Raw genomic sequence first — 26,211 nt, 5'->3', positions numbered from 1 at the left:
AGCCACCTCTTATTTAATCAGCGTATAAACGGCGGCGATCTTCTCGCGCATCAGCGCCAGGAAATCGGCATTGTCGGCAAGCGTGCCAAACAGCGCTGTATTGCGGGCGTACAGGGCCACCGGATCCTGAGCTTCAAACATTTCATGTACCGCCTGAGCGTCGAGGATACCGTCCTGGTACTGATACGGCAGGGTTCCTTTATGCCACTGTTCCATAAAGACGAAGAACAGCGCGGGCAGCATGGCGGTCGCTTCCGGGCGGACGCCGCGCTGGTAGCACTCCTGGAGGGTTGGCGCGATCATCGCCGGAATTTTCGAGAAGCCATCGGCGGCGACGCGCTGGTTGGTGTCCTGGATATACGGGTTGGTAAAGCGCTTGAGCACCACGTCACGATAGGTCGGCAGGTCAATGCCGTTATCGCCGAGGCACGGAATCACATCCTCGGTGACGTAGCGGTCGGCAATGGCGTAGATGAAGTCGGTCAGCGTACTTTCATGAATATACTGCTGGCCGATTAACGTCCCCGCCCACGCGATGCAGCTATGCGAAGCGTTGAGAATGCGGATTTTCGCCTCTTCATAAGGGATCACCGACGCAACCATCTCCACGCCGACTGCTTCCAGCTTCGGGCGCTCATCGCGGAAGTTGTTTTCCACTACCCACTGGATAAAGGTCTCGCCCATCACCGGCGCTTTATCGTCAATACCGGTTTGCGCTTTGATGCGCGCGGGCAGGTCCGCCGCCGGACGCGGTGTAATGCGGTCGACCATGGTATTCGGACAGGTGGTGTTGACGGCCATCCAGTCAATCACCGCTTGCTTGCCGGTTAGCTGCAGAAACTCAACCATACCGTCGTGGAAGCGTTCGCCGTTATGGCGCACGTTATCGCAGTTCAGCAGGGTCAGCGGCCCGGCGTTGTCGGCCATGCGCTTTTCCAGAATCCGCGCGAGGGTGCCGTAAATGGTTTTGCACTCCCCTGCCAGATCGGCCTGCAAATCGGGGTTGCTGGTTTCCAGCTGATGGCGGGTATTCAGGTAGTAGCCCCCTTCCGTCACGGTAAAGGCGATAACTTTGGTCTGCGGGTTTGCCCCTTCGTTAATCAGCGGCTGCAGCCCGGCCTGCCACGGCAGCAGTTTTTGAATGGAGGTGATTTCTTCATATTCGCGCTCCCCTTCCGGGCTGACGGTTTCCAGCACGTAACGCCCCCCCTGCGCCGCCAGCGCCTGGACCACCTGCTCGGCGTCGTTGCGGATATTCCCCGCCGCGATATGCCAGCGCTTATCTCCGGAAGCGATCAAACGATGCAGATACCACGCCTGGTGAGCGCGATGAAAAGAACCCAGACCAATGTGAAGCCATGTGAATTGATTGTTCATGTTCTGCTCTCCTTGAGTTGATGAGTTCACTGTAATTGATCATTTGACCGAAATAAGAGCCATGGATCACAAAAGAACAATTACCCAACCAAATTACAAATGACCACAAAAGAGCAAAAGCTTGCCAGTTATCCCGACCACGGCCAGAATGCGGGTATTCGCCGGGTGAAATTATCGCCGCGGCCAGCAACTTAGGGCGGGAAACCATGAGCAAAGAAGACGATATCCGGCTGGATCAGAAGGTCCGCGCCGCGTGGATGTACTACATCGCCGGGCAGAATCAGAGCGAAATCGCCAGCCAGCTTGGCACCTCGAGGCCGGTGGTGCAGCGGCTGATCGCCGCCGCGAAAGAAGAAGGGATCGTGTCGATTAGCCTGCACCATCCAGTGGCTAACTGCCTCGATTACGCGCAGCTGCTGCAGGAGAAGTACCGGCTTATCGAGTGCAATATCGTGCCCGCCTTTAACGAAGAAAGCACCCTCGATAGCGTGTCGTTCGGCTGCTATCAGCTGATGGCCCGCTATCTGCAGGATGATAAAGAGAAAATCATCGGCCTGGGTTCCGGCCTGACCCTGAAAAAAGCGCTGCAGCGCATCGATTTCGATAGCCAGAATACCCGCTGCGTGGCGCTGATCAGCGCCATGGACGCCGACGGCCAGTGCAACTATTACGATGACGTCCCGCTGCTGCTGACCAGCAAAATTAAGGCCAAGTACTATCAGTGGCCCGCGCCGCGCTACGCGCAGACCCAGGAGGAGTACGACATGTGGTGCACCAGCCGGCTGTTTTGCAGCGTTTCCGCCGTCGCCCGCCGGGCGGACGTTATTTTTGTCGGCATTGGGCCATTAGGTACCCAAAGCCCGATTTTCAAAGACGGCTTTATCAATCAGGCGCAGATGGATGAGCTGACCGCCCGCGGCGGCATCGGCGAGATCATGGGGCGCTTTATCGATGCCGAAGGCGGCGTGGTTGACAGCGAAATCAACAGAATGATTACCAGCTATGACATTCGCCAGAACCAGTGTCCGCGTATCGCGGTGGCGTGCGGCGAGTACAAACGTCCGGCGATTCTGGCGGCGCTTAAAGGCGGCTGGATCAATGGCCTGGTGACCGATGAACATACCGCCCGCTGGCTGCTGACGCGCTAACGTCAACCGCCAGCAAGCGGCTCAGCGGCTGCTCATCAACAGCGGCGGGATTTCAATCCGCTGCTGGCTGGCATCGCCGGAATCGATAATCTGAAACACCGCTTCCAGCATCGCCGGCACGTCCTGCTGCACCATGTCGATATCGTGCCCCAGCAGATAGACAAACGGGTCCCAGTCAAAGCAGCCCATCGGCGGCTGCTCGCTGCCGGTCAGTCCCGCCTGCGATAGCCAACGCACCACTCCTTCCAGCGATATCGTCGAGTTGACAAATATCCCCGGCAATGAGGTCTTCGCGGCGCCAAACCGCGCTTGCAGGCAGGCCTCGACTTTACCTTTCGAATAACCGGGCGCCAGGATGTTCTCCTGCGGCACGCTCAGCCCCCGCTCCCGGTGCGCATCGTGAAAGCCGCGTAAACGCTCGCTGGTATTATGGTCGCCGCTGCGTCCGCCGATAAAGGTCAGCGGCGCCAGCGTCCCACGACGCCCGGCGCTGTTGGCGAGGATCTTATGCGTCAGCGCCTTCGCGCCGCCGTAGTTATCCGAAATCACCGATGGCGCAAGAGAACCCGGCAGGTCGAGATTAACCACCGGCACCCCCGCCTGCTGGCATAAGGCGGTAATTTTATCCGGGTTGGTCGCCCCGGTCGCCACCACCCAGTCAACCTGCCAGGAGAGCATCGCTTTTACCGCTTCAATTTCCAGCTCCGGGCTACGGCGCGTACAGGTAATGATCGGCAGCAGGCCGCGCTCGCGGGCCATCTCCTCAAAACGCTCGGCGACTGAACCGAAATAGCGGTTATCGTATTTGGGGACAATCATGCCAATGACGTGCGATTTTTTACTGCGCAGCATGCTGGCCTGGCGGTTGATGGCATATCCCTGCTCTTCGGCAATCCGCGTGACCTTTTCGGCAAGCTTCGCGCTGATGCGGCGCTTTTTCCAGTTGCCGTTAAGAATGGCGCTGACCGCGCTCGCCGAAACGCCGGAGAGTTCCGCCAGGTCGTAAATCGTGATTTTCTTCATTTTTCCAACTTGCGTCACAAAATCATTTCGCTGTTAATTTCCCCACTTGCTCAATCGATGAAGCTGGAGCAACATGAGCTTCATCGATTGAGCTTGCATTTTACCCGCCGGAGCCTTCACGCATTGAGCGTTAATATTCCAGCGAACATCAAATAATGAGGCTCATATTCAATACCTTAACAAGTTTTCGCCCCTGGCGTCGAACGTGATGCCCTCGTGTTCGTTAGCGCCAACTGACTCTGTAAAGGATTATAAAATGAACCACTCTGTCTCCTCTATGAATACTTCCCTCAGCGGTAAAGTCGCCGCTATCACCGGCGCGGCATCCGGTATCGGCCTCGAATGCGCGAAAACCCTGCTCGGGGCTGGCGCTAAAGTGGTGCTTATCGACCGCGAAGGCGAGAAGCTCAACAAAATCGTCGCTGAACTAGGCGAAAACGCCTTCGCCCTGCAGGTTGACCTGATGCAGGCGGAACAGGTTGATAACCTGCTGCAGGGCATTTTACGCCTTGCCGGACGTCTCGATATTTTCCACGCCAACGCCGGAGCCTATATCGGCGGGCCGGTGGCTGAAGGCGACCCGGACGTATGGGACCGCGTGCTGCATCTCAACATCAACGCCGCCTTCCGCTGCGTGCGCAGCGTCCTGCCGCATCTTATCGCGCAAAAATCCGGCGACATTATCTTCACCAGCTCTATCGCGGGCGTGGTGCCGGTGATCTGGGAACCTATCTATACCGCGTCGAAATTTGCCGTCCAGGCGTTTGTGCATACCACCCGTCGCCAGGTTTCCCAGTACGGCGTGCGCGTCGGCGCCGTGCTGCCGGGTCCGGTGGTCACCGCCCTGCTGGACGACTGGCCAAAAGCAAAAATGGACGAAGCGCTGGCCAACGGCAGCCTGATGCAGCCGATTGAAGTGGCCGAGTCGATACTGTTTATGGTCACGCGCTCGAAAAACGTCACCGTACGCGACATCGTGATTCTGCCTAACAGCGTCGATCTCTGACCGTTCAACCAGCCTGTGTGAGAGGATTTTATGCAAAGCGATACGCAACATATTATTGGCGTCGATGTCGGTTCGGGCAGCGTTCGCGCTGGGGTGTTCAATCTGCGGGGCGACCTTGTCGCCCACGCGACCCGGGAAATTACCCTGTTTCGCAGTGCCGGAAATGTGGTGGAACAGTCGAGCCGCGAGATCTGGCAGGCGGTGTGCTACTGCATTAAAACGGCGGTGGCCAGCGCCGGGGTCGCTCCATCGTCAATTGCCGGTATCGGCTTCGATGCCACCTGCTCGCTGGTGGTGATCGGCGAAAACGACGCGCCGCTGGCGGTCGGGCCTTCGGAAGATGCGGACCGTAACATTATCGTCTGGATGGATCATCGCGCCACTGGCCAGGCGGAAAAAATTAACGCCACGGGCCACCCGGTGCTGCAGTACGTTGGCGGCAAAATCTCGCCGGAGATGGAAACGCCGAAAATTCTCTGGCTGAAGGAGAACCGCCCGCACATTTACCAGCAGGCGCGCCACTTTTTCGATCTGGCGGATTATCTGACCTGGCGCTCAAGCGGCGATTTAGCCCGCTCGGCGTGTACCGTGACCTGTAAATGGACCTACCTGGCGCATGAACAACGCTGGGACGCCGGGTACTTCCGCCAGATTGGCCTCGAAGAGCTGGCGGATGAAGATTTTGTCCGCATCGGCCAGCGGATTGTCGATCCGGGAACCCCCTGCGGCGACGGCCTCTGCGCCACGGCGGCAGAAGAGATGGGCCTGCCGGTCGGTACCCCGGTGGCGGTCGGTATGATCGACGCCCACGCGGGCGGCATCGGCACCGTCGGCGTGCTGAACGGCGCGGTCAATAACATGGCCTACGTTTTCGGCACCTCTTCCTGCACCATGACCACCACTCAGGAAGCGGTGTTCGTGCCCGGCGTCTGGGGACCATATTACTCGGCGATGGTGCCAGGGTTCTGGCTGAGCGAAGGCGGACAGAGCGCGGCCGGAGCGGCCATCGACCAGTTGCTGAGCTTCCATCCCGCCGCCGCCGAGGCTAAGGCGCTGGCCAAGGCGCGCGGCGTCCCGCTACCGGTTTATCTTGCCGATAGCGTGCTGGCGAAAGTGGAAAGTTCTTCTGCGGCGGTTAACCTCGCCGCCGGGCTGCACGTGGTGCCTGAATTTTTAGGTAATCGGGCGCCGCTGGCCGACCCGCATGCGAAAGCGATTATCGCCGGACTGGGGATGGAACGGGATTTGGACAACCTGATGGCGCTCTACGTCGCCGGGCTGTGCGGGATCGGTTACGGCCTGCGGCAGATTATTGACGCGCAGAAGACGTGCGGCATCCGCAGCGAGAATATCATCATCAGCGGCGGAGCCGGGCAGCATCCGCTGGTGCGCCAGCTACTCGCCGATGCCTGCGGCGTTACCGTAGTTAGCACCGCCAGCAGCGAGCCGGTGCTGTTAGGTTCGGCCATCCTCGGCGCGGTAGCAGGTAAAGTCGCCCCTTCACTGCCGGAAGCGATGAAGCAGTTTACGCGGGTGGATAAAACCTATCGCTGCGTTGCGCAGTATAGCGCCGAGCATCAGCGGCGCTATGAAGCGTATAAAACGCTACAGCACACGGCGCGGCTGATTCGCGAATAAGCGGGATCCCAGAGGCGGCGCTTGACGCGCCTGTCCGGGCTACCGGCCCGCAGAGGGCGGTGAACCGGTCACCCTGCTCTGCATAGCTTCCCGGAGGCGGCGCTTGACGCGCCTGTCCGGGCTCCGATCCTCAGATGGCAGTGAACCCGTCGCCTGCTCTGCATGGCTTCCCGGAGGCGGCGCTTGACGCGCCTGTCCGGGCTCCGATCCTCAGACGGCAGTGAACCCGTCGCCCTGCTCTGCATAGCTTCCCGGAGGCGGCGCTTGACGCGCCTATCCGGGCTACCGGCCCGCAGACGGCGGTGAACCGGTCACCCTGCTCTGCATATTCCCGGAGGCGGCGCTGACGCGCCTGTCCGGGCTACCGGCCCACAGATGTCGGTGAACCCGTCGCCTGCTCTGCATGGCTTCCCGGAGGCGGCGCTTGACGCGCCTGTCCGGGCTACCGGCTCGCAGACGGCGGTGAACCGGTCACCCTGCTCTGCATATTCCCGGAGGCGGCGCTGACGCGCCTGTCCGGGCTCCGATCCTCAGACGGCGGTGAACCGGTAGCCCGGCCAAGCGCAGCGCCGCCGGGGAAGGCAGACGACGCGAGTGCTTAAGCGATAGTGACTTTGCCGTCCAGATAGACATCCTGCACGGCATTGATCAGCTTCACGCCGTCGGCCATCGATTTTTTAAACGCCTTACGTCCCAGGATCAGCCCCATGCCGCCCGCGCGCTTATTGATAACCGCCGTGCGCACCGCGTCGGAGAGATCGGTTTCGCCACCCGCCGCGCCGCCGGAGTTAATCAGCCCGGCGCGGCCCATATAGCAGTTCGCCAGTTGGTAACGCACCAGATCGATCGGATTATCGCTGGTGAGCTTGCTGTAAACCCGGTCATCGGTATAGCCAAAGTTCACCGCTTTATAGCCGCCGTTATTTTCCGCCATTTTCTGCTTCACGATATCCGCGCCGATGGTCGCCGCCAGGTGGTTGGCCTGGCCGGTTAAGTCAGCGGAAACATGGTAGTCGACGCCATCTTTCTTAAATGCCGAATTACGCAGATAGGCCCACAGCACGGTCACCAGGCCCAGCTCGTGCGCGCGTTCAAACGCAGCGGAGATTTCTTCGATTTGCCGACGAGACTGCTCGGAACCGAAATAGATCGTCGCCCCGACCGCCACGGCGCCCATATTGAATGCCTGCTCAACGCTGGCGTACAGCGTCTGATCGTATTCGGTCGGGTAGCTCAGCGTCTCGTTATGGTTCAGTTTGACCAGGAAGGGGATGCGGTGCGCATAGCGGCGCGACACCGAGGCCAGCACGCCATAGGTGGAGGCCACGCAGTTACAACCGGCCTCAATGGCCAGTTCGACGATATTTTTTGGATCAAAGTACAGCGGGTTGGCGGCAAAAGAGGCGCCAGCAGAATGCTCTACGCCCTGGTCGACCGGCAGGATCGACAGATATCCGGTTCCCGCCAGGCGGCCGGTGTTATACAGGGTTTGCATATTACGCAGCACCGCCGGCGGACGATTGTTATCCACCATCACCCGATCGACATAATCCGCCCCCGGTAAATAGAGCTGGTCGGCTGGAATCGTCATACAGCGGTGCTGTAAAAGCGTGTCGGCATCTTTGCCAAGCAACTGCGTAATATCAGTCATAGCTATCTCCCGTAAGTGCCGGTCGAAACCGGCATGCGTTTTCCCAACCCAATTATTTTGGGCAGGTTAAGCCTGGTACCGACTCAGCATATTTTCCAGCCGGGAGCCTATTTTTTCAGCATAGTCTGCTGACACGTTGTCTTGCCGGTTACCACCAGGCGTGGAAATGGTGGACCGGACCGATGCCGTGCCCCACTTCCAGCGAATCGGCCTGCGCCAGCGCCGCAGAGAGCCAGCCCTTGGCTTCCTCCACGGTTCGCCCCCAATCATCGTAACGCGGACGCAGCGCCGCCAGCGCCGCCGACAGCGTACAGCCGGTACCGTGGGTGTTTTTGGTCTGGACTCTCGGCGCGGTAAAGCGCTGTTCCCCGTCGCGGGTAAAGAGCCAGTCAGGGCTTTCCGCATCATCAAGATGGCCGCCCTTCATTAATACTGCTCCGCAGCCCATTCCCAGCAGCGCTCTGCCCTGCTCCAGCATCTCCTTTTCCGTTCGGGCATGTGGCGCATCCAGCAGCGCCGCCGCCTCCGGCAGGTTCGGGGTGATCAGCGACACCTGCGGCAGCAGGCGCTGGCGCAGCGTCTCCACCGCCGAGGCTGAGAGCAGCGGATCGCCGCTTTTTGCCAGCATGACGGTATCCAGCACCACGTTGGTTATCCGGTAGCGCGCCAGCCGTTCCGCCACCGCCTCGACGATATCGGTTTCCGCCAGCATCCCGATTTTGGTGGTATCGATGCGCACATCGCTGAAGACCGAATCGAGCTGCGCGGCGACAAAATCAGGCTCTATACGGTACACCGACTGGACGCCGCGGGTGTTTTGCGCCACCAGCGCGGTGATGACCGAGCAGCCGTAAGCGCCCAGCGCCGAGAAGGTTTTGAGATCCGCCTGGATCCCAGCGCCGCCGCTCGGGTCGGTGCCGGCGATGGTTAACGCGTTAATTCGTTTCACAGGTCACCTCCCGCGTAGAGCGCATCGAGAAAGGCGGGAGTAAAGCTGCCGGGGCCGCCTTGCCGCGCCGCTTTTCCCCCCGCCAGCTTCATCAGACCGCAGGCCGCGGCCACGTTCTCCAGCCGATCGCCGGGCATCGCCGCAGCGGCGGCAACCACCGCCGATAGCGCGCAGCCGGTGCCGACTACCCGGGTCATTAGCGGATCGCCGCCGGTGACCGCGCGCGTGCGCTGGCCATCGGTGATGTAATCGACCTCGCCGGTGACCGCGACCACGGTATTCAACTGGCGGGCCAGCGCCTGCGCCGCGGGCAGCGCTGCGGCGGCGGTATCGGTGGTATCGACACCGCGCCCGCCGCCGCTCATTCCGGCCAGGGCCATAATTTCCGAGGCATTACCGCGAACAGCGGCAGGCTGCAGCGCCAGCAGCTCCCGGCAAAATTCTGTCCGTAAGGTCAGCGCGCCGACCGCCACCGGGTCCAGCGCCCAGGGCTTGCCCGCCTGCGTTGCGCTATGCGCCGCCGCACGCATCGCCGCCGCGCGTTCGACGGTCAGCGTACCGACATTAATCAGCAGCGCATCGGCAATAGCGGCAAACTGGCTGGCTTCGTCCGGGTCGATAACCATCGCCGGGGATGCGCCAATCGCTAACAGGACGTTGGCGGTAAAGGTCTGCACCACGTCGTTCGTCATGCAGTGCACAAGAGGGGAATGACGGTGAAAAAGGTGCCGCAGATGGGCGATATGCGCGGGGTTCAGCAGGTCAGACATCGTTTGCTCCCGCCAGGCGATGAAGAAGCGACGACCCTGCGGTCTCTGACTTCCCTACGCTGGCATTATCCAGATCAGGTGGTACGGGTTTTTCTCAGCCTTCACAAAGAAGGGCACCCCGAGTCATTGAGAGATAAAAACGTTCTCAGCGGGCAGGTTACGGTAAGTCGCGGGACAACGCAAGCTGGCCTGGCGCGGTTAGAGGAGCGCACGCCGATCTGAATTTAACAATAAGAAATCAAATAATTAACAAAATAAACACTTTTTCAGATACGTGTTTATAGTTTAGGAGGCGTTACAGGATGTAACCCGGCGTCATATCGAAATTAACGAGTGAATCAGCGTAAACCCATGAGGATTCCGATGAAATTAACACCGATTATGAAAAGTCTGGCTCTGGCAGGAATCATTTCGACCCTCCCCATGACCAGTTGGGCGGAAACGTCTCCCAAAGCAGCCGCCGCGGCAACCAAACAGGCAAACGACGCGCTGTACAAACAGCTTCCCTTCTCCGATAACACCGACTTTACCAACGCGCATAAAGGCTTTATCGCCGCGCTCCCTACGGAGGTGATTAAAGGCGAACAGGGCAACGTTATCTGGAACCCGCAGCAGTACAACTTTGTTAAAGAGGGTGAAAAGGCGCCGGATACGGTCAACCCCAGCCTCTGGCGTCAATCCCAGTTGATCAATATTAGCGGCCTGTTTGAAGTGACCGAAGGCGTTTACCAGATCCGCAACCTCGATCTCTCCAACATGACCATTATCGAAGGCAAAGAAGGCATCACCGTTGTCGATCCGCTGGTATCGGCGGAGACCGCAAAGGTCGGAATGGATCTGTATTACAAAAATCGCGGCAATAAGCCGGTCGTTGCGGTGATCTACACCCACAGCCACGTCGATCATTACGGCGGCGTTCGCGGCGTGGTCGATGAAGCCGATGTGAAATCCGGTAAAGTCAAAATCTACGCGCCTTCCGGTTTTATGGAAGCCGCCGTTGCTGAAAACATTATGGCCGGGAACGTAATGAGCCGCCGCGCCAGCTATATGTACGGCAACCTGCTGAAACCGGATGCCACCGGCCAGGTTGGCGCAGGCCTCGGCACCACGACCTCCGCCGGCACCGTCACGTTGATTGCTCCCACCAATATCATCGAGAAAGATGGCCAGAAAGAGACCATCGACGGGCTGACCTACGATTTTATGCTGGCGCCGGGCTCAGAAGCACCGTCGGAAATGCTGTGGTATATCGAAGAGAAGAAGCTGATTGAATCCGCAGAAGACGTCACCCACACCCTGCATAACACCTACTCGCTGCGCGGGGCGAAAATTCGTGAACCGCTGCCGTGGTCGAAATATATCAACGCCGCCATCGTACGCTGGGGGGACAAGGCCGAAATCATTATGGCCCAGCACCACTGGCCGACCTGGGGCAATGAGAACGTGGTTAACCTGCTGAAGAGCCAGCGCGATCTGTATCGATACATCAATGACCAGACCCTGCGCATGGCCAACGAGGGCCTGACCCGCGATGAGATCGCCGCCAAATTCAAGCTGCCGGACAGCCTGGCCAACACCTGGGCCAACCGCGGCTACTACGGTTCCGTCAGCCATGACGTAAAAGCGACTTACGTCCTCTACCTCGGCTGGTTCGACGGCAACCCGGCTACGCTGGATGAACTGCCGCCGGAAGAAGCGGCGAAGAAATTCGTTGATTATATGGGCGGCGCCGACGCTATCCTCAAGAAAGCCAAAGAGGACTACAACCAGGGCAACTATCGCTGGGTAGCGCAGGTCGTGAGTAAAATTGTCTTCGCCGATCCTGGTAATCTGGAGGCGCGCAATCTGGAAGCCGATGCCCTGGAGCAGCTGGGCTATCAGGCGGAATCAGGACCGTGGCGTAATTTCTACCTGACCGGCGCTCAGGAGCTACGCAACGGCGTAGTGAAAGGCCCGACGCCGAACACCGCCAGCCCGGATACCGTACGGGCGATGACCCCGGAAATGTTCTTCGATTACCTTGCGGTGCATATTAATGGTGAGAAAGCCGGAACCGCCAAAGCGGTGTTCAATATCGACCTGGGTAACGATGGCGGTAAATATAAGCTGGAGCTGGAAAACGGCGTGCTCAACCACACCGCCGATGCCGAAGCCAAGGACGCGGATGCTACCATTGCGTTGGATCGCGCCACGCTGAACAAAATCATCCTGAAAGAGGAAACGCTAAAACAGGCGCAAGATAAGGGTGAAGTGAAAGTGACCGGCGATGGCGCGAAGCTGGATGAGATGCTGGGCTATATGGATAAATTTGAGTTCTGGTTCAATATCGTGACGCCGTAAATCAGCCCCCGCGGCGGCCAGCTGCGGGGGAACACTCTTTAGAACCATGTTCGGGAAACATTGACTGTGGTTTATCCCCGCTGGCGCGGGGAACACATCCGCATGCAGCAGAGCGAAGAGGGAACTGGCGGTTTATCCCCGCTGGCGCGGGGAACACTGCCATCGGTGAGCTGGCATATCGCCCGGTAGCGGTTTATCCCCGCTGGCGCGGGGAACACTCAAGAGTCTTTGCCACATCCAGAAGGGTGTACGGTTTATCCCCGCTGGCGCGGGGAACACGTGCTGGTTGGCCAACTGCTGCACAGGGTCAACGGTTTATCCCCGCTGGCGCGGGGAACACCCGTTAACAAGCCCGATAAATTCACACTGTGTCGGTTTATCCCCGCTGGCGCGGGGAACACAATTGTAATGGTTTGCATTGTTGCGGCAATCGCGGTTTATCCCCGCTGGCGCGGGGAACACACTAACCATATCTTATTGTTTTATAATAAATTTATCCGCCAAGAACAATCTACCGACATTTTTGCAACAAATTGATGTTTTTAAAGAGCCATAACTATTTGATTTTAAAAGGCACAACAAACTATTCCGTTACCTCTCTCGCATTTCACCACAACAAGCTGAGAGAGCAACGGCCTCTACAGATTCACTTCCCGCAGCGAACTCAGTAATAATGTAAAACACGCTTCTATCAGCGGCGGCAGAGGCTGCGGCCCGCGCATCAGCGCCACGGTTCGCGTCAGCGCCGGCTGCTGAAGTTGCGCCACCTTTAACGCCGGATCCTGAAGGTGGGTGGTATAAAGCTCAGGCAGAATCGCCACCGCCAGCCGGGAACGCACCAGGCCGTAAAGCGTTTCAATATAGTCAACCTGATAACGCGTATGCAGCGTGAGGCGATGGCTCTCCGCCAGCGCGCCGACCAGGCGCTGAATATTGCCCTTTGAGAACACCGCGATATCGCGCCCCGCGAGCAGCTTCCACGGCAGATGCGGCTGCCCGGCCAGCGGATCGTCGCAGTGCAGCACCGCCACAAACGGATCTTCGCGCAGAGGATAAACCTGCAGCTCAGGCGGTAACGAACGGTCTATTGCGCCTACGGCAAAATCTATCTTTCCCGACTGCAGCTCACAAAACAGGGCGTCGTTAGTCTGATCGTGAAACTCCACTCTCAGGCGCGGAAACGCCTGAGCCAGCGTTTGCGGCAGCAGAGGAAATAGCAGCGAGCTCACCGAGGGCACCAGACCGATACGCACCGTACCGTCGCCGCCGGCCTCGACTATCTGCTGCATATCCTGAAACGCCAGCTGCGCCACGCTCAGCACCCGCCGGGCGTGGGGCAAAATCGCCGCCCCCAGTTCGGTTAAGGTGACCGCCGAGGCGGTGCGGTTGACCAGCTTACCACCCAGCACCGTCTCGATTTGCCGCAGCGCGCTGCTTAGCGCCGGCTGACTGATAGCCAACCGGTTAGCGGTGTCGGTGAAGTGACGCAGCTGGGCCAGGGTCACAAAGTACTGAATCTGCTTGAGAGAGAGCGCGGGCAGACGTTGCCAGGGTTCGGTCATCATGTTTTCGTCAACGGTGAGCATGCAGAATAACCCGAGGTTATCGGGCGATAAATTTATTCATCTGGGCAAACGTTTGCTCTGCCCCTAGAGTATCCCCATTATCCTTGTGCCGGAGTTGTTATGTCCAGCAGTGCTGAAACTCGCCGCCGCGCCGTGCAGGCCGCGCGCGGAGAATCCCCTTTCGATCTCTTATTAACCGACGCGCAGATTGTCGACATGGCCACCGGCGAAATTCGCGAGGCCGATGTCGGGATCGTCGGCGATAGGATCGCCAGCGTGCACCCGCGCGGCAGCCGCTCCGATGCCCGCGAACGCCGCTCGCTGGCGGGGTGTTTCCTGTCTCCGGGGCTGATGGATACCCACGTCCATCTTGAAAGCTCTCACCTGCCGCCTGAACGCTATGCCGAAATCGTCCTGGCTCAGGGCACGACGGCGGTATTCTGGGACCCGCACGAGCTGGCCAACGTGCTGGGCGTTGAGGGCGTGCGCTACGCCGTCGCCGCCAGCCGCCATCTGCCGCTACAGGTGATGGTCGCCGCCCCCTCCAGCGTGCCGTCCACGCCGGGGCTGGAGATGTCCGGCGCCGATTTCGCCGGCGCGGAAATGGCCACCATGCTGGCCTGGCCGGAAGTTTGCGGCGTCGCCGAAGTGATGGACATGCATGGCGTGCTGCACGGCAGCGAGAGGATGCAGGAGATTATCCAGGCCGGCCTGGACAGCGGCAAGCTGATTGAAGGCCACGCGCGCGGCCTGAGCGGCGCGGATCTGCAGGCCTATCTCGCCGCCGGGGTCACCTCCGATCACGAACTCACCTCGGCGGAAGATGCGCTGGAAAAACTGCGCGCCGGGCTGACGGTAGAGATCCGCGGTTCGCACCCTTACCTGCTGCCGGATATCGTTAACGCATTGAAATCGTTGCCGCATCTCTCCTCGCAAATCACCGTCTGCACCGACGATGTGCCGCCGGATATGCTGCTGGAAAAAGGCGGCATTATCGCCCTGCTCAACCTGCTGATTGAGCACGGATTGCCGGCAACAGACGTCCTGCGTTTCGCCACCTTAAACGCGGCGATCCGGCTGCAACGTAACGATCTGGGGCTGATTGCCGCCGGACGCCGTGCCGATCTGGTAGTTTTCGATTCATTAGAAAAGCTCGCCGCGCGGGAAGTTTACGTCGCCGGTAAGCTGATTGCCCGCGAGGGCGCCCTACTTGAGTCGATTCCGTCGGCGAGCGGCGTGACCCCGCCGCGCGATACCCTACAGATGCCGCCGCTCAGCCCAGCCGATTTTATCCTTCGCGTCGGCGCTATTCGCCACGGCGTCGCCCGCCTGCGGCATATTCGCGGCGCACGCTTCACCCAGTGGGGAGAGGTTGAGGTACAGGTCCGCGATGGCAAAGTGCAAATCCCGGACGGATTTAGCCTGATTTGGGTTAAGCATCGCCACGGCCGCCACGAAGCAAAACCGCAAATTGCGCTATTAGAGGGCTGGGGCGAACTGCGCGGCGCTATCGCCACCAGCTACTCCCACGATTCCCACAACCTGGTGGTGCTCGGCCGCGATCCTGACGATATGGCGCTGGCGGCAAACCGGCTGATCGAATCCGGCGGCGGCATGGCGCTGTCGCAGCAGGGAAAAATCCTCGCCCACGTAGCGATGCCGATTGCCGGGATGCTCTCCGACTTACCCGCCACGGAGCTGGCGCGGCAGTTCCGCGAGCTTCGCGACCTGAGCGCGGAAATCGCCGACTGGGAGCCGCCCTACCGCGTATTTAAGGCGATTGAGGGTACCTGCCTGGCCTGTAATGCCGGTCCGCATTTGACGGATTTAGGTTTGACCGACGGCGGCACTCGCCAGATAGTCGAGCCGCTGATAGAGAGCCGGGAAATCCCGGAACGCCCAGAACACAACAATAATCATCAGGGAGCCTGAGCATGGCCGACAATACCCTTAACTCATCCGCGCAAGGTAGCTGGCTGGAGCGCCGTTTTGCCTTGTATTCCCGCGGCAGTACGCTGCGCACCGAATGCCTCGCGGGCATCACCGGCTTTCTCGCCGCCGCCTATCTGCTGGTGGTTATCCCCGGCCTGCTGGCGGTTGGCGGGATGGATAAAGGCGCGGCAACCACCGGCACGATCCTGGTGTTCGTCGGCGGTACGCTGCTGATGGCGTTTTATGCCAACCTGCCGTTTATCGTCGGGCCGGGCATCGGCGGCTCGGTGCTGGTCGGCGTCACGCTGGCGGGCAGCGAAGGCATTGGCTGGCAGGTCGGTCTCGGTATCGCCTGCTGGTCGGGGATTCTGTTTTTCCTGCTAACGAAGTTCGGCCTGCGTGAAGTGGTGACCCGTTCGGTGCCGCAGTCAATTAAGCTCGGATTAACCGCCTCGATCGGACTTTTCGTCGCGGTGCTGGGCTTCCGTAACGCCGGGCTGGTGCTGGCCAACGCCAAAACCAACGCCCTGATGCTCGGCGATTTTCTCTCGCCGGGGGCACTGGTGGCGCTCTGCGGGCTGTTTCTGGCCATCGCCCTGCAGGCGAGAAAAATTCCCGGGTCGATTCTGTGGGCGATTCTCTTTGCCACCCTGGTCGGGATTCCGATGGGCGTTACCAGGCTGCCGGGCAGCTTTATCGATATGCCGCACTCGCTGACGCCGGTGCTGGGGCAAATCGACATGCTGGGCGCGCTGAATATCGCCTTCCTGCCGTTCCTGTTTGTGTTCTTCGCTTCAGAGTTCTTTTCCACCATGGGCACTACCCTGGCTGTGGGCGGCGAAGCGGGTCTGCTGGATGAAGAAGGCAATATGCCGCATATCAATCGCCCGTTTATGGTTGACTCGATCGCCGCGGCCGTTGGCCCCTGGCTGGGCATTCCGGCGGCGACCGCGCTGATTGAATCCTCGGCGGCCGCGGAAGCCGGCGGCAAAACCGGGTTAACCGCGCTATCGGCGGCGGTGATGTTCCTGCTGATGCTGCTGTTTACTCCGGTGGCGCTGATGATCCCCAAAGAGGCGACCGCGCCGGCGCTGATCCTGATCGGCCTGAATATGTTCAGCGGCCTGCGCAAAGTGGATCTGGCAAACTTCACCGACGGCCTGCCGGTGCTGATGATGGTGATGATTACCCTGATTGCCAATAGCTTCGGCACCGGAATTGCCGGCGGGCTGCTGTTTTATGTGGTGATCAAAACCATCGCCGGGAAGTGGCGAGAAATCCCGATTGGCCTGTGGATCCTGGCAATTCCGCTGGTGTACTACTTTGCCACGCTGGTGAAGCATTAAGGTTAGTGCCAATCGTGTTCCCGGAGGCGGCGCTGGCGCGCCTTGTCCGGGCTACCGGCCCGCAGACAGCTGTGAACCCGTAGCCCGGCTAAGCCCAGCGCCACCGGGAAAAAGCCACGCCGATTCATCATCCCAACACCGTTCCCGCAGGCGGCGCTACCGGCCCGCAGAGGGCGCGCGGGAATTAACCGCTTCGCACGCTTCTTTCACTGCGTCATACAGCAGCCGTACCGCGGGAGAAAGCTGTTTACGGTGCGGGCAAATCATATTCAGCGGCACCACGTCTCCTTGATAGTGCGGCAACAGCACCCGCAGCCGCCCTTCGCGGATATCATCGCCGACGTCGAGTTCAGACTTGAAGGCGATGCCCTCCCCGGCAACCGCCAGGCGGCGTATCACCTCGGCGTCATCGCTCACGATAGTGCCGGAAACCTGCACGTGATGGACTTTCCCCTCCAGGCTCAACGGCCAGCGGTCGAACGCTCTGCCGCGCAGCACGTAGGTCAGCGCGTTGTGTCGGGCCAAATCTTCCAGCGTCTGCGGTTCGCCGTTTTCGGCTATCCAGCCGGGCGAGGCTACCAGCACCCGGCGATTATCCGGCGCAACGGGCAGAGAAATAAACGAGGCATCGTCGTTATCGCCGTAGCGAAACGCGACGTCCACCGGGTCTTTAAACACGTCGGTCCGATGATCGGAAAACAGTATCCGCAGGCGCAGCGCAGGATGCCGCTGGCGAAAATCGCGAAACACGCGCAGAAGCAAATTGCGCCCAAGGTCAGACGGCACGGCGATTTGTAACGTTCCGCGGACTTCGTCATCCGGCGTGTGGATTTTTTGCAGCCCGGCGTGCAGCGTATCGATCATCTGCGTGGCATAAGGCAGCCAGGTTTCGCCCTCCGGCGTCAGGCGTAAGCTTCGCGTCGAACGAGCGAAAAGACGGATATTCAGCGTCGTTTCAAGACGCTTTATCGCCGCGCTGACCTGCGAGGGCTGCAGCCCGGCCTCCCGCGCCGCATCGCTGAAGCTGCTTAACGCCGCTGCGCGGACAAACAATGCCAGATCTTCCAGCCTGAACATACCCACTCCCCACCCCGGATTATTCTCAAAACAGACGCGCCCCGATGAAAAACGTCGCCGTATCACCGTTTGCTTACACTTTTAACCAAACCAATGCTTGCCATTTCCTTGACCTATCAGGAATCATACGAGGCTGCGATTTTGTGTCCAGGATAATAATGGGGAAATTATGCGTAAAACAAAAATGATGCTTCTGGGCGTACTGTTGGCCTGCTCCAGCGGAGCGTGGGCGGCGTCCGGCGAAGGTATACAGAAATATGAGCTGGATGGGGTGACCGCAGACTTCAAACAATTCCACATCGGCGACACCGTACCGCCGCTGTACCTCACGCCAGAATACAACATCAAGCAGTGGCAGCAGCGCAATTTGCCTGCCCCGGATGCCGGGACCCGCTGGACCTATATGGGCGGAAGCTACGTTCTGATTACCGAAACCGAGGGAAAAATCCTCAAAATCTATGATGGCGAGATTTTCTACCATCGCTAAAAGCCGAACGCCAGCGCGCTATCCCTGCCGCTGGCGTTTTGTTTTTCGATGCGATAACGCTATCCGTTAAAGCGGTTTTGTTTATGCATAAATTCCTCGACGGCAATACCGGAAGCCACGTGCTCATAGAGCATTAAAATACTTAATATCAAATCGCCGCCGCTACGCAATAAATCATCCGGGGCAGTACGACTCTTTTCATCCGATAAAAAAACAAGCTGTTCAAAAATATCACTGTATTCACCATAAGCACCAATCGGAATTTCAGCCATCGGGAGATGCTCCTGGCAATAGCGTAACGCGTCTGCGGCTTTCTCCGGCAGCGTGCGCGTATGCATAAAAATAACCAGCAGTTCTCGTAACTTAACGATTAGAGCAATATTGTTCATCATGCACTCCGGAAATGTATTACGGCTATACTTTCCTTCCATCGTTTTTATTGACGTAGTACTGATAACTTCCACGTTTCGCCAAATCACACAGCCAAAATTAAACATCGTCACGGCGAATTAAAATACTTCACTTCTATGCTAATCAAGCTCGCACAACCGCCAGAGGAAAACAATGTTAACAATATGTTTTATTGACAAATCTCAACATCGCTAAATGTGAATAAAAACAAGTAATATTTAACGCTTATATCATTCACGCGGTGATTATTTTGGAAAGAGAAAACGGGGCGGATACGATAACAAACCGTACGGCGCAACGTGCCGTACGGTTCAGAAGAGAGGGAAAATCAGACCGCGCGGAAAGCTATTTCACCGGGGATAACTTCGCCCTGCCAGTACAACTGCGCCGCGACGCGGTCTGCCAGCTGGCGGTAGGTTTCGGTAAACTCGCTTTCCGGGCGCGCCACCACCGTCGGCGTCCCCTTGTCGAGGTCTTCGCGCAGGGTGATATGCAGCGGCAGTTGGCCCAGCAGCTGGGTATGGTATTTCTCGGCCAGCTTTTGCGCGCCGCCGGTACCGAAGATAGGCTCGTGGTGTCCGCAGTTGCTGCAAATATGCATGCTCATGTTTTCCACAATCCCCAGCACCGGCACTTCGACTTTCTCAAACATCACGATACCTTTTTTGGCGTCGATCAGGGCGATATCCTGCGGCGTGGTCACCACCACCGCGCCGGTGACCGGAATGTTTTGCGCCAGCGTCAGCTGAATATCACCGGTGCCCGGCGGCATATCCAGCACCAGGTAATCGAGATCCGGCCACAGGGTTTCCTGCAGCATCTGCATTAACGCTTTGCTGGCCATCGGGCCGCGCCAGACCATGGCGTTGTCGTCGGTGACCAGATAGCCGATGGAGTTGGTGGCGAGACCAAATTTCATAATCGGCGCCATATGGGTGCCGTCCGGCGAAGTGGGACGCTGATCTTCCGCGCCGAGCATGGTCGGAATCGACGGGCCGTAAATATCGGCATCCAGAATGCCGACTTTCGCCCCTTCCGCCGCCAGCGCCAGCGCGAGGTTGACCGCGGTAGACGATTTACCCACCCCGCCCTTGCCGGAGCTGATGGCGATGATGTTTTTCACGCCGTTGATGCCGGGCTGATTTTTTACCCGCTGCAGCGTGGCGATGCTGTGCGTCAGCTTCCAGTCAATGGCTTTAGCGCCGGTAATGCGCAGCAGCTCGGCGCTGCACTGCTCCTTGAGCACCTCAAACGCGCTATGCCAGACGAACGGCATCTGAATTTCAATGTGCACGGTCTCGTCCAGCCAGGCGACGTGATGCAGCGCCTTCAGCGTAGTGAGGTTATGTTTCAGGGTTGGGTGCTGGAAATTAGCCAGGGTCCCGGCGACCATCGCGCGCAGACGCTCGGGGGATTTGGCCTGGGATTGCGAACTCATCCCGACTCCTTTGTTATTGTGAGTTGAATCTTGTGCGTTAAGTTTACCTTAAAGGGAATAATTCCCCCACAATAAGCTTTGGGCTTACCAAATTATTGCCTTTGCGGTAACATCGAAACCCCTTTTTACAATAGAAGATGTAATGCCCACTATGACTCAAGTCGCGAAGAAAATTCTGGTAACGTGCGCGCTGCCGTACGCAAACGGCTCAATCCACCTCGGCCATATGCTGGAGCACATCCAGGCTGATGTCTGGGTCCGTTACCAGCGAATGCGCGGCCACGAGGTCAACTTCATCTGCGCCGACGACGCCCACGGCACCCCGATCATGCTGAAAGCGCAGCAGCTCGGTATCACCCCGGAACAGATGATTGGCGAAATGAGTCAGGAGCATCAGACCGATTTTGCTGGCTTCGACATCAGCTATGACAACTATCACTCCACGCACAGCGACGAGAACCGCGAGCTGTCGGAGCTTATCTATACGCGTCTGAAAGAGAACGGTTTTATCAAAAACCGCACCATCTCTCAGCTCTACGATCCGGAAAAAGGCATGTTCCTGCCGGACCGTTTTGTAAAAGGCACCTGTCCGAAGTGCAAATCACCGGATCAGTACGGCGATAACTGCGAAGTGTGCGGCGCGACCTACAGCCCGACCGAGCTTATCGAGCCGAAATCGGTTGTCTCCGGCGCGACGCCGGTGATGCGCGAGTCCGAGCACTTCTTCTTCGACCTGCCGTCGTTCAGCGAAATGCTGCAGGCGTGGACCCGCAGCGGCGCGCTGCAGGAGCAGGTGGCGAATAAAATGCAGGAGTGGTTCGAGTCCGGACTGCAGCAGTGGGATATCTCCCGCGATGCGCCGTACTTCGGCTTCGAAATCCCGAACGCGCCGGGCAAATACTTCTACGTCTGGCTGGACGCGCCGATCGGCTACATGGGCTCCTTCAAGAACCTGTGCGACAAGCGCGGCGATACCACCAGCTTCGACGAATACTGGAAGAAAGACTCCACCGCCGAGCTGTATCACTTTATCGGTAAAGATATCGTCTACTTCCACAGCCTGTTCTGGCCGGCGATGCTGGAAGGCAGCAGCTTCCGCAAACCGACCAACCTGTTCGTTCACGGCTACGTGACGGTCAACGGCGCCAAGATGTCCAAGTCGCGCGGCACCTTTATTAAGGCCAGCACCTGGCTGAATCATTTTGACGCAGACAGCCTGCGCTACTACTACACCGCCAAGCTCTCGTCGCGTATCGATGACATCGACCTGAACCTGGAAGACTTCGTGCAGCGCGTTAACGCCGATATCGTCAACAAGGTGGTTAACCTCGCCTCGCGCAACGCCGGTTTCATCAACAAGCGTTTCGACGGCATGCTGTCCGCCGAACTGGCCGATCCTCAGCTGTATAAAACCTTTACCGATGCGGCAACAAGCATTGGCGAAGCGTGGGACAGCCGCGAGTTCGGTAAAGCTATCCGCGAAATCATGGCGCTGGCCGACGTGGCGAATCGCTACGTTGACGAGCAGGCGCCGTGGGTGGTGGCTAAACAGGAAGGGCGCGACGCCGACCTGCAGGCCATCTGCACCATGGGCCTGAATATGTTCCGCGTGCTGATGACCTGGCTGAAGCCGGTCCTGCCGCAGCTGGCCGCCCGCGCCGAAGCGTTCCTCAACGGCGAACTGAGCTGGGATGCTATCCAGCAGCCGCTGCTCGGTCACAAGGTTAACGCTTTCAAAGCGCTCTACAACCGCATTGAGATGAAGCAGGTTGACGCGCTGGTCGAAGCGTCGAAAGAAGAAGTCAAAGCGCTGTCAGCGCCGGTCACCGGCCCGCTGGCGGACGATCCGATTCAGGAAACCATTACTTTTGACGATTTCGCCAAAGTCGATATGCGCATCGCGCTGATTGAAAACGCCGAGTTCGTGGACGGTTCCGACAAGCTGCTGCGCCTGACGCTGGATCTCGGCGGCGAGAAGCGCAACGTCTTCTCCGGCATCCGTTCCGCCTACCCGGACCCGCAGGTGCTGATTGGCCGCCTGACGGTGATGGTCGCCAACCTGGCGCCGCGCAAAATGCGCTTCGGCGTTTCTGAAGGCATGGTGATGGCCGCGGGTCCTGGCGGGAAAGATATCTTCCTGCTCAGCCCGGACAGCGGCGCCCAGCCGGGCCAGCAGGTCAAGTAATGACGCATAAAGCGCTGCTCCGGCAGCGCTTTTTTTTATTTTATAAATTCTGAAAATTGTATTCTTGCTACCCCCACCCTCGGTGTTCCTGTCAATAGCTGTTAGCATCAACGCCAGGCTGGATAAAAACACAGGGACGTTGATGAAAACCTTTATTTATCAGGACGAAAAATCACATAAATTCTGGGCGATTGAGCAGCAGGGCCACGAGCTGCATCTACGCTGGGGCAAGGTTGGCACACACGGGCAGAGCCAGATCAAAACCTTTGCCGACGCGGCGGCGGCCAGCAAGGCTGAAGTCAAATTGATTAACGAAAAAACCCGCAAAGGCTACGTTGAAGTTACTCGCACCGAGCAGCCTGCCTTACCCGCATCGCCACCAGCCGCCCCACAGCCCGAATACGCCTCAACGCCCTCAGACATCACCCGTCCGTGGCTGGCGGACGATGGCGAACTGCTTTTATCGGATGAGCTGCTTGAAGAGGTGCTCCCTTCTCGCCTCTTTCCCGGTAAACCGATCGCCGCGCCTGAAAATAGCAAACTGATGGACCTCGGCAACGAGATCCACAAACAATCAGGGAATATCGTCACCTTTAACTCTACCGACTGCTCCGCGTACTGGCAGCAAATCATCAACCAGGCCCTGACCGATGGCCCGCTTTCACCCGCGGCGCTGGCGGTTCAGGTGGCGGTAGCCACGCGCCGCGGCTGGCGCAGCGCTGATAATGCCTGTCTGATGGACGAGATTGTTTACGTTTACGGTCTGGAATATGCCATCGAGATGTTTATCGCCCTGCAGCACATTGAGTTTGATTATAATTATCAAACCCTTCAGGTGACTTTCCGCGCCGAACCCACCCGCGCGCGCGGGCCGGCGCTGCTCGACGTGCGCCTGCGCGCCCATCTGGCTCATGCGGATGAGGCGCTCTGGCGGCGCTGCGTGGATAAACTGATCGCCGCGTTGCCGGATATGCCCATCGGGCAACAGCCGCTGGTGGCGCTCTTGCTGCCGGAACGCCAGGATATCGTGAACGATATCGCCCGTCGGGTACTGGCGCACAAAAATGTGAAGACGGCGGAATGGCTGAAGGTCGTCGCCCGCGACCCGCAGGTGGTCAAAGCGCTGGAGCCTTACCAGACGGAAAATCTGTTTAACGATTATTACCACGGCAGCGTCTGGAACGCGACGGTGATGCGCGAACAGGGCGTCGCCGGTATCGCCCGCTTTGCGCCCTACGTTCACGATGACCTGTGCGGAGAGCGGGTAAGCGGCGTGAACCATCCCCAGGCGCTGATGCAGCTGATCCGGGTGAGCGAACAAGGCAAACGCTGCCACGAGCGGATGGCCCGCGCCAGCGCCCGCTTCCCGCACGCGGCGCTGGCGGCGCTGGCCGAACTGCTGGCGCAGAAAGAAGAGAAGCGCTGGCGCATTATGCTGATGACCCTGCTGAGCGCGCAGCCGGAGCTGGCGGCGCAAATTTCGCCGTGGCTCTCGTCGCAGGCCGCAACGCTGCTGGCAGCCTGCCAACGGCAGTTAAGCCAGCGGGTCGACTGCGCCGGGGCCGATATTCTGCCGCCGCTGCTGGTTTCGCCCCCGTGGACGGCGAAAAAGAAAAAATCACCGATCCCTCAGCTAAGCTTAACGCCGCTGGCTTTAGAACCGGCCTGTATGCTGACGGAAGAGGCGGCCAACGCGCTTCTCGCCCAGCGGAACTGGTACGCGCAGCAGGTGGAGATGAGCCAACAGGAGAGTGAGAAAGCGTACCTTACGCGCCTGGGTTTCAGGGTCTGGAGCCGTCAAAACAATCGCTATGAACACGCCTCCGACGCCGCAGCAGATGCCTGGCGGCGGCAGGATTATCCCGCGCTGATCGCCGAATTCCACGCTTACCACGCCCCTTATCCGGGGGAGTGGAATCTTTATATGCTCACCGCGCTGCCCGCCGGCCGGGCAGCCGATGCCTGGAGCTCGCTGAGTAAAGAGCCCCATACCGGCGGGGAATATGTGATGGCCTATCTGCGTCTTGCCGGGCTACCGGGTTTTATTCACGCCCTGTCCCGCTATCCGCAGGAGAATTTACCGGTCGCTATCTGGTTTGCCGCCAGCGAACTGGCCCCCATCGTCGCCCGCGCCTTTCACAAGCTGAAAACGCTGCGCGAAGAGGCGCGCGAGTGGCTGCTGGCCTATCCGGAGCACGCCATTGCCGGCCTGCTGCCCGCCGCCCTTGGTAAAGCGGGCGAAGCGCAGGACAGTGCGCGCCTGGCCATACGCATGCTGATGGATAACGGTCATCAGCCGCTGCTTGAACAGGTTGCCCGCCGCTACGATCGGCCGGAGGTGATGGCGGCGGTCGGCGCGCTACTGGCGCTCGATCCGCTGGATAACCATCCGACGAAAATTCCGCCGCTGCCCGCGTTTTATCAGCCCGCGCTGTGGGCGCGACCGCTGCTGCGGGAAAATGGCCTTGCCTTGCCGGACGACGCATTAAAAACGCTCGGCGAAATGCTGCGCTTCCCGTCAGAGGAAGGTATTTACCCCGGCCTGCAGCAGGTAAAAGATCTCTGTACCGTGGCATCACTCGCCGCCTTCGCCTGGGATCTGTTCAGCGCCTGGCAAACCGCCGGCGCGCCGTCGAAAGAGAGCTGGGCCTTTACCGCGCTCGGCATCTTCGGTAACGACGATACCGCCCGCGCGCTCACCCCGCTGATCCGCGCCTGGCCGGGAGAATCCCAACATAAACGCGCTACCGTCGGGCTGGATATTCTCGCCGCCATCGGCACCGATATCGCCCTGATGCAGCTGAACGGCATCGCCGGGAAACTCAAGTTCAAAGCCCTGCAGGAGCGCGCCAGAGAGAAAATCGGCCATATCGCCGCAAGCCGCGCGCTGACCGTGGAAGAGCTGGAGGACCGCCTCGCGCCGGATCTGGGACTCAACGACGACGGAACCTTGACCCTCGATTTCGGCCCGCGGCGCTTTATCATTAGCTTTGATGAAGCCCTCAGGCCTTACGTGCGCGATGAAAACGGCAGCCGCCTTAAGGACCTGCCGAAGCCGAATAAAAGCGATGATAAGGCGCTGGCTACCGAGGCCGTTAATCGCTACAAAGCCCTGAAAAAAGACGCCCGCACGATTGCCGCCCAGCAAATCGCGCGCATGGAGTCCGCCATGTGCCAGCGTCGCCGCTGGACGGCGGAAAACTTCCGGCAGTTTCTGGTTAATCATCCCCTGGTCTGCCACCTCACCCGCCGCCTGGTATGGGGAGTCTACGACGCCGAAAACAGGCTGCTGGCCTGCTTCCGCGTGGCGGAAGACAACAGCTACGGTAACGCCGATGACGATCTGTTCACCCTGCCGCAAGGCGCGGTCCAAATCGGTCTTCCGCATCTGCTGGAAATACCCGCGGAAGACGCCGCCGCCTTCGGTCAGCTGTTCGCCGATTATGAGCTGCTGCCGCCGTTCCGCCAGCTTGACCGCAGCTGCTACACCCTGACGACCGCCGAACTGGCGGCCACCGAGCTGACCCGCTGGGCCGGGCGCAAATGCCCGAGCGGGCGGGTAATAGGGCTGGCGAATAAAGGCTGGCTGCGCGGCGAACCGCAGGATGCAGGCTGGATTGGCTGGATGCTTAAACCGCTGGGCCAGTGGACGCTGGTGATGGAAATCGACGAAGGCTTTGCCGTCGGGTTGCTGCCGGATGAACTCAGCGCCGAGCAGCTGCTGAGCAAAATATGGCTGTGTGCCGAAAATGCGCACCAGTACGGCTGGGGCGGCAACGGCAAACAGCAGGCCACGTTTTCGGTGCTGGATAACGTCACCCTCAGCGAATTGATTAACGATATCGACGGGCTGTTTGAGTAACACAAG

19 protein-coding genes, 1 CRISPR repeat array and 1 riboswitch are annotated in these 26,211 nt (G+C 59.2%); of the genes, 9 read left to right on the top strand and 10 right to left on the bottom strand.

Features of this window, described 5'->3' with window-relative positions; translation table 11 throughout:
* Nucleotides 1-9 precede the first annotated feature (9 nt).
* Nucleotides 10-1,377 (bottom strand): D-arabinitol 4-dehydrogenase, encoded by a 1,368-nt coding sequence (gene dalD / locus CMQ96_RS09625; protein WP_024359174.1) that lies wholly within the window; start codon nt 1,375-1,377, stop codon nt 10-12.
* Nucleotides 1,378-1,583: 206 nt separating this feature from the next.
* Between dalD and CMQ96_RS09620 the strand changes: the two genes are divergently transcribed.
* A complete protein-coding gene (locus CMQ96_RS09620; RefSeq protein ID WP_024359175.1) occupies nt 1,584-2,525 on the top strand; it encodes a sugar-binding transcriptional regulator in 942 nt (313 codons plus the stop codon).
* 21 nt (nt 2,526-2,546) lie between these two features.
* Here the strand turns inward: CMQ96_RS09620 and CMQ96_RS09615 are convergent, their stop codons facing one another.
* Complete coding sequence (locus tag CMQ96_RS09615) at nt 2,547-3,548, bottom strand: substrate-binding domain-containing protein (RefSeq protein ID WP_049087594.1); 1,002 nt, start codon at nt 3,546-3,548, stop codon at nt 2,547-2,549.
* A 256-nt stretch (nt 3,549-3,804) separates the two neighbouring features.
* Between CMQ96_RS09615 and CMQ96_RS09610 the strand changes: the two genes are divergently transcribed.
* Both CMQ96_RS09610 and CMQ96_RS09605 read left to right on the top strand, forming a co-directional pair.
* The gene (locus CMQ96_RS09610; RefSeq protein ID WP_024359177.1) at nt 3,805-4,554 is read left to right on the top strand and encodes an SDR family oxidoreductase; all 750 of its coding nucleotides are present in this window, start codon (nt 3,805-3,807) and stop codon (nt 4,552-4,554) included.
* A gap of 30 nt (nt 4,555-4,584) precedes the next feature.
* A complete protein-coding gene (locus CMQ96_RS09605) occupies nt 4,585-6,192 on the top strand; it encodes an FGGY-family carbohydrate kinase (RefSeq protein ID WP_024359178.1) in 1,608 nt (535 codons plus the stop codon).
* A gap of 598 nt (nt 6,193-6,790) precedes the next feature.
* Here the strand turns inward: CMQ96_RS09605 and fbaB are convergent.
* From fbaB to thiM, 3 genes are all read right to left on the bottom strand, one after another.
* The gene (fbaB, locus tag CMQ96_RS09600; RefSeq protein WP_004103793.1) at nt 6,791-7,843 is read right to left on the bottom strand and encodes a class I fructose-bisphosphate aldolase; all 1,053 of its coding nucleotides are present in this window, start codon (nt 7,841-7,843) and stop codon (nt 6,791-6,793) included.
* Nucleotides 7,844-7,991: 148 nt separating this feature from the next.
* The gene (gene thiD / locus CMQ96_RS09595) at nt 7,992-8,792 is read right to left on the bottom strand and encodes a bifunctional hydroxymethylpyrimidine kinase/phosphomethylpyrimidine kinase (RefSeq protein ID WP_004138624.1); all 801 of its coding nucleotides are present in this window, start codon (nt 8,790-8,792) and stop codon (nt 7,992-7,994) included.
* Nucleotides 8,789-9,562: a hydroxyethylthiazole kinase gene (gene thiM / locus CMQ96_RS09590; protein ID WP_004138623.1), complete on the bottom strand. Its 774-nt coding sequence runs from the start codon at nt 9,560-9,562 to the stop codon at nt 8,789-8,791. Before thiM ends, thiD begins: the two co-directional genes overlap by 4 nt.
* A 34-nt stretch (nt 9,563-9,596) precedes the next feature.
* Nucleotides 9,597-9,693: riboswitch (TPP riboswitch) on the bottom strand.
* 232 nt (nt 9,694-9,925) lie between these two features.
* Here thiM and CMQ96_RS09585 point away from each other — a divergent pair.
* Complete coding sequence (locus tag CMQ96_RS09585) at nt 9,926-11,902, top strand: alkyl/aryl-sulfatase (RefSeq protein WP_049087126.1); 1,977 nt, start codon at nt 9,926-9,928, stop codon at nt 11,900-11,902.
* A gap of 67 nt (nt 11,903-11,969) precedes the next feature.
* A CRISPR array of direct repeats spans nt 11,970-12,364; the repeat unit is 28 nt; unit sequence GGTTTATCCCCGCTGGCGCGGGGAACAC.
* 176 nt (nt 12,365-12,540) lie between these two features.
* Here CMQ96_RS09585 and CMQ96_RS09580 read toward each other — a convergent pair.
* Nucleotides 12,541-13,467, bottom strand: coding sequence for a LysR family transcriptional regulator (locus CMQ96_RS09580; protein ID WP_162685374.1), 927 nt, complete (start codon nt 13,465-13,467; stop codon nt 12,541-12,543).
* Nucleotides 13,468-13,587: 120 nt separating this feature from the next.
* Here CMQ96_RS09580 and CMQ96_RS09575 point away from each other — a divergent pair, with 120 nt between their 5' ends.
* Both CMQ96_RS09575 and CMQ96_RS09570 read left to right on the top strand, forming a co-directional pair.
* A complete protein-coding gene (locus tag CMQ96_RS09575) occupies nt 13,588-15,399 on the top strand; it encodes an adenine deaminase (RefSeq protein WP_064410732.1) in 1,812 nt (603 codons plus the stop codon).
* A 2-nt stretch (nt 15,400-15,401) separates the two neighbouring features.
* Nucleotides 15,402-16,745, top strand: a complete 1,344-nt coding sequence (locus tag CMQ96_RS09570) for an NCS2 family permease (protein ID WP_024359182.1) — start codon at nt 15,402-15,404, stop codon at nt 16,743-16,745.
* A gap of 2 nt (nt 16,746-16,747) precedes the next feature.
* On the opposite strand, the gene CMQ96_RS28865 is transcribed toward CMQ96_RS09570, so the two are convergent.
* The gene (locus CMQ96_RS28865; RefSeq protein WP_255256985.1) at nt 16,748-16,876 is read right to left on the bottom strand and encodes a hypothetical protein; all 129 of its coding nucleotides are present in this window, start codon (nt 16,874-16,876) and stop codon (nt 16,748-16,750) included.
* A gap of 25 nt (nt 16,877-16,901) precedes the next feature.
* Nucleotides 16,902-17,822 (bottom strand): LysR family transcriptional regulator, encoded by a 921-nt coding sequence (locus CMQ96_RS09565; RefSeq protein ID WP_024359183.1) that lies wholly within the window; start codon nt 17,820-17,822, stop codon nt 16,902-16,904.
* A gap of 169 nt (nt 17,823-17,991) precedes the next feature.
* Here CMQ96_RS09565 and CMQ96_RS09560 point away from each other — a divergent pair, with 169 nt between their 5' ends.
* Nucleotides 17,992-18,309, top strand: a complete 318-nt coding sequence (locus CMQ96_RS09560) for an RcnB family protein (protein WP_024359184.1) — start codon at nt 17,992-17,994, stop codon at nt 18,307-18,309.
* A 59-nt stretch (nt 18,310-18,368) separates the two neighbouring features.
* Here the strand turns inward: CMQ96_RS09560 and CMQ96_RS09555 are convergent, their stop codons facing one another.
* Together CMQ96_RS09555 and apbC are read right to left on the bottom strand one after the other, a co-directional pair.
* Nucleotides 18,369-18,698 carry a hypothetical protein gene (locus tag CMQ96_RS09555; RefSeq protein ID WP_024359185.1) on the bottom strand — a complete coding sequence of 110 codons (330 nt, stop codon included), beginning with the start codon at nt 18,696-18,698 and terminating at the stop codon, nt 18,369-18,371.
* A 350-nt stretch (nt 18,699-19,048) separates the two neighbouring features.
* Nucleotides 19,049-20,158, bottom strand: a complete 1,110-nt coding sequence (apbC, locus tag CMQ96_RS09550; RefSeq protein WP_004122768.1) for an iron-sulfur cluster carrier protein ApbC — start codon at nt 20,156-20,158, stop codon at nt 19,049-19,051.
* 151 nt (nt 20,159-20,309) lie between these two features.
* On the opposite strand from apbC, the gene metG reads away from it, so the two are divergent.
* Together metG and CMQ96_RS09540 are read left to right on the top strand one after the other, a co-directional pair.
* Nucleotides 20,310-22,343 (top strand): methionine--tRNA ligase, encoded by a 2,034-nt coding sequence (gene metG, locus CMQ96_RS09545; RefSeq protein ID WP_004138615.1) that lies wholly within the window; start codon nt 20,310-20,312, stop codon nt 22,341-22,343.
* A 142-nt stretch (nt 22,344-22,485) separates the two neighbouring features.
* Nucleotides 22,486-26,205, top strand: coding sequence for a WGR and DUF4132 domain-containing protein (locus CMQ96_RS09540; RefSeq protein WP_098066667.1), 3,720 nt, complete (start codon nt 22,486-22,488; stop codon nt 26,203-26,205).
* The last annotated feature ends 6 nt before the right edge of the window (nt 26,206-26,211 follow it).

Source organism: Klebsiella sp. MBT K-1, assembly GCF_002556465.1.
Classification (GTDB): Bacteria; Pseudomonadota; Gammaproteobacteria; order Enterobacterales; family Enterobacteriaceae; genus Klebsiella; species Klebsiella grimontii.
Note: the sequence above shows the minus strand (reverse complement) of the source record. Positions and strands in the feature narration are given on the sequence as shown.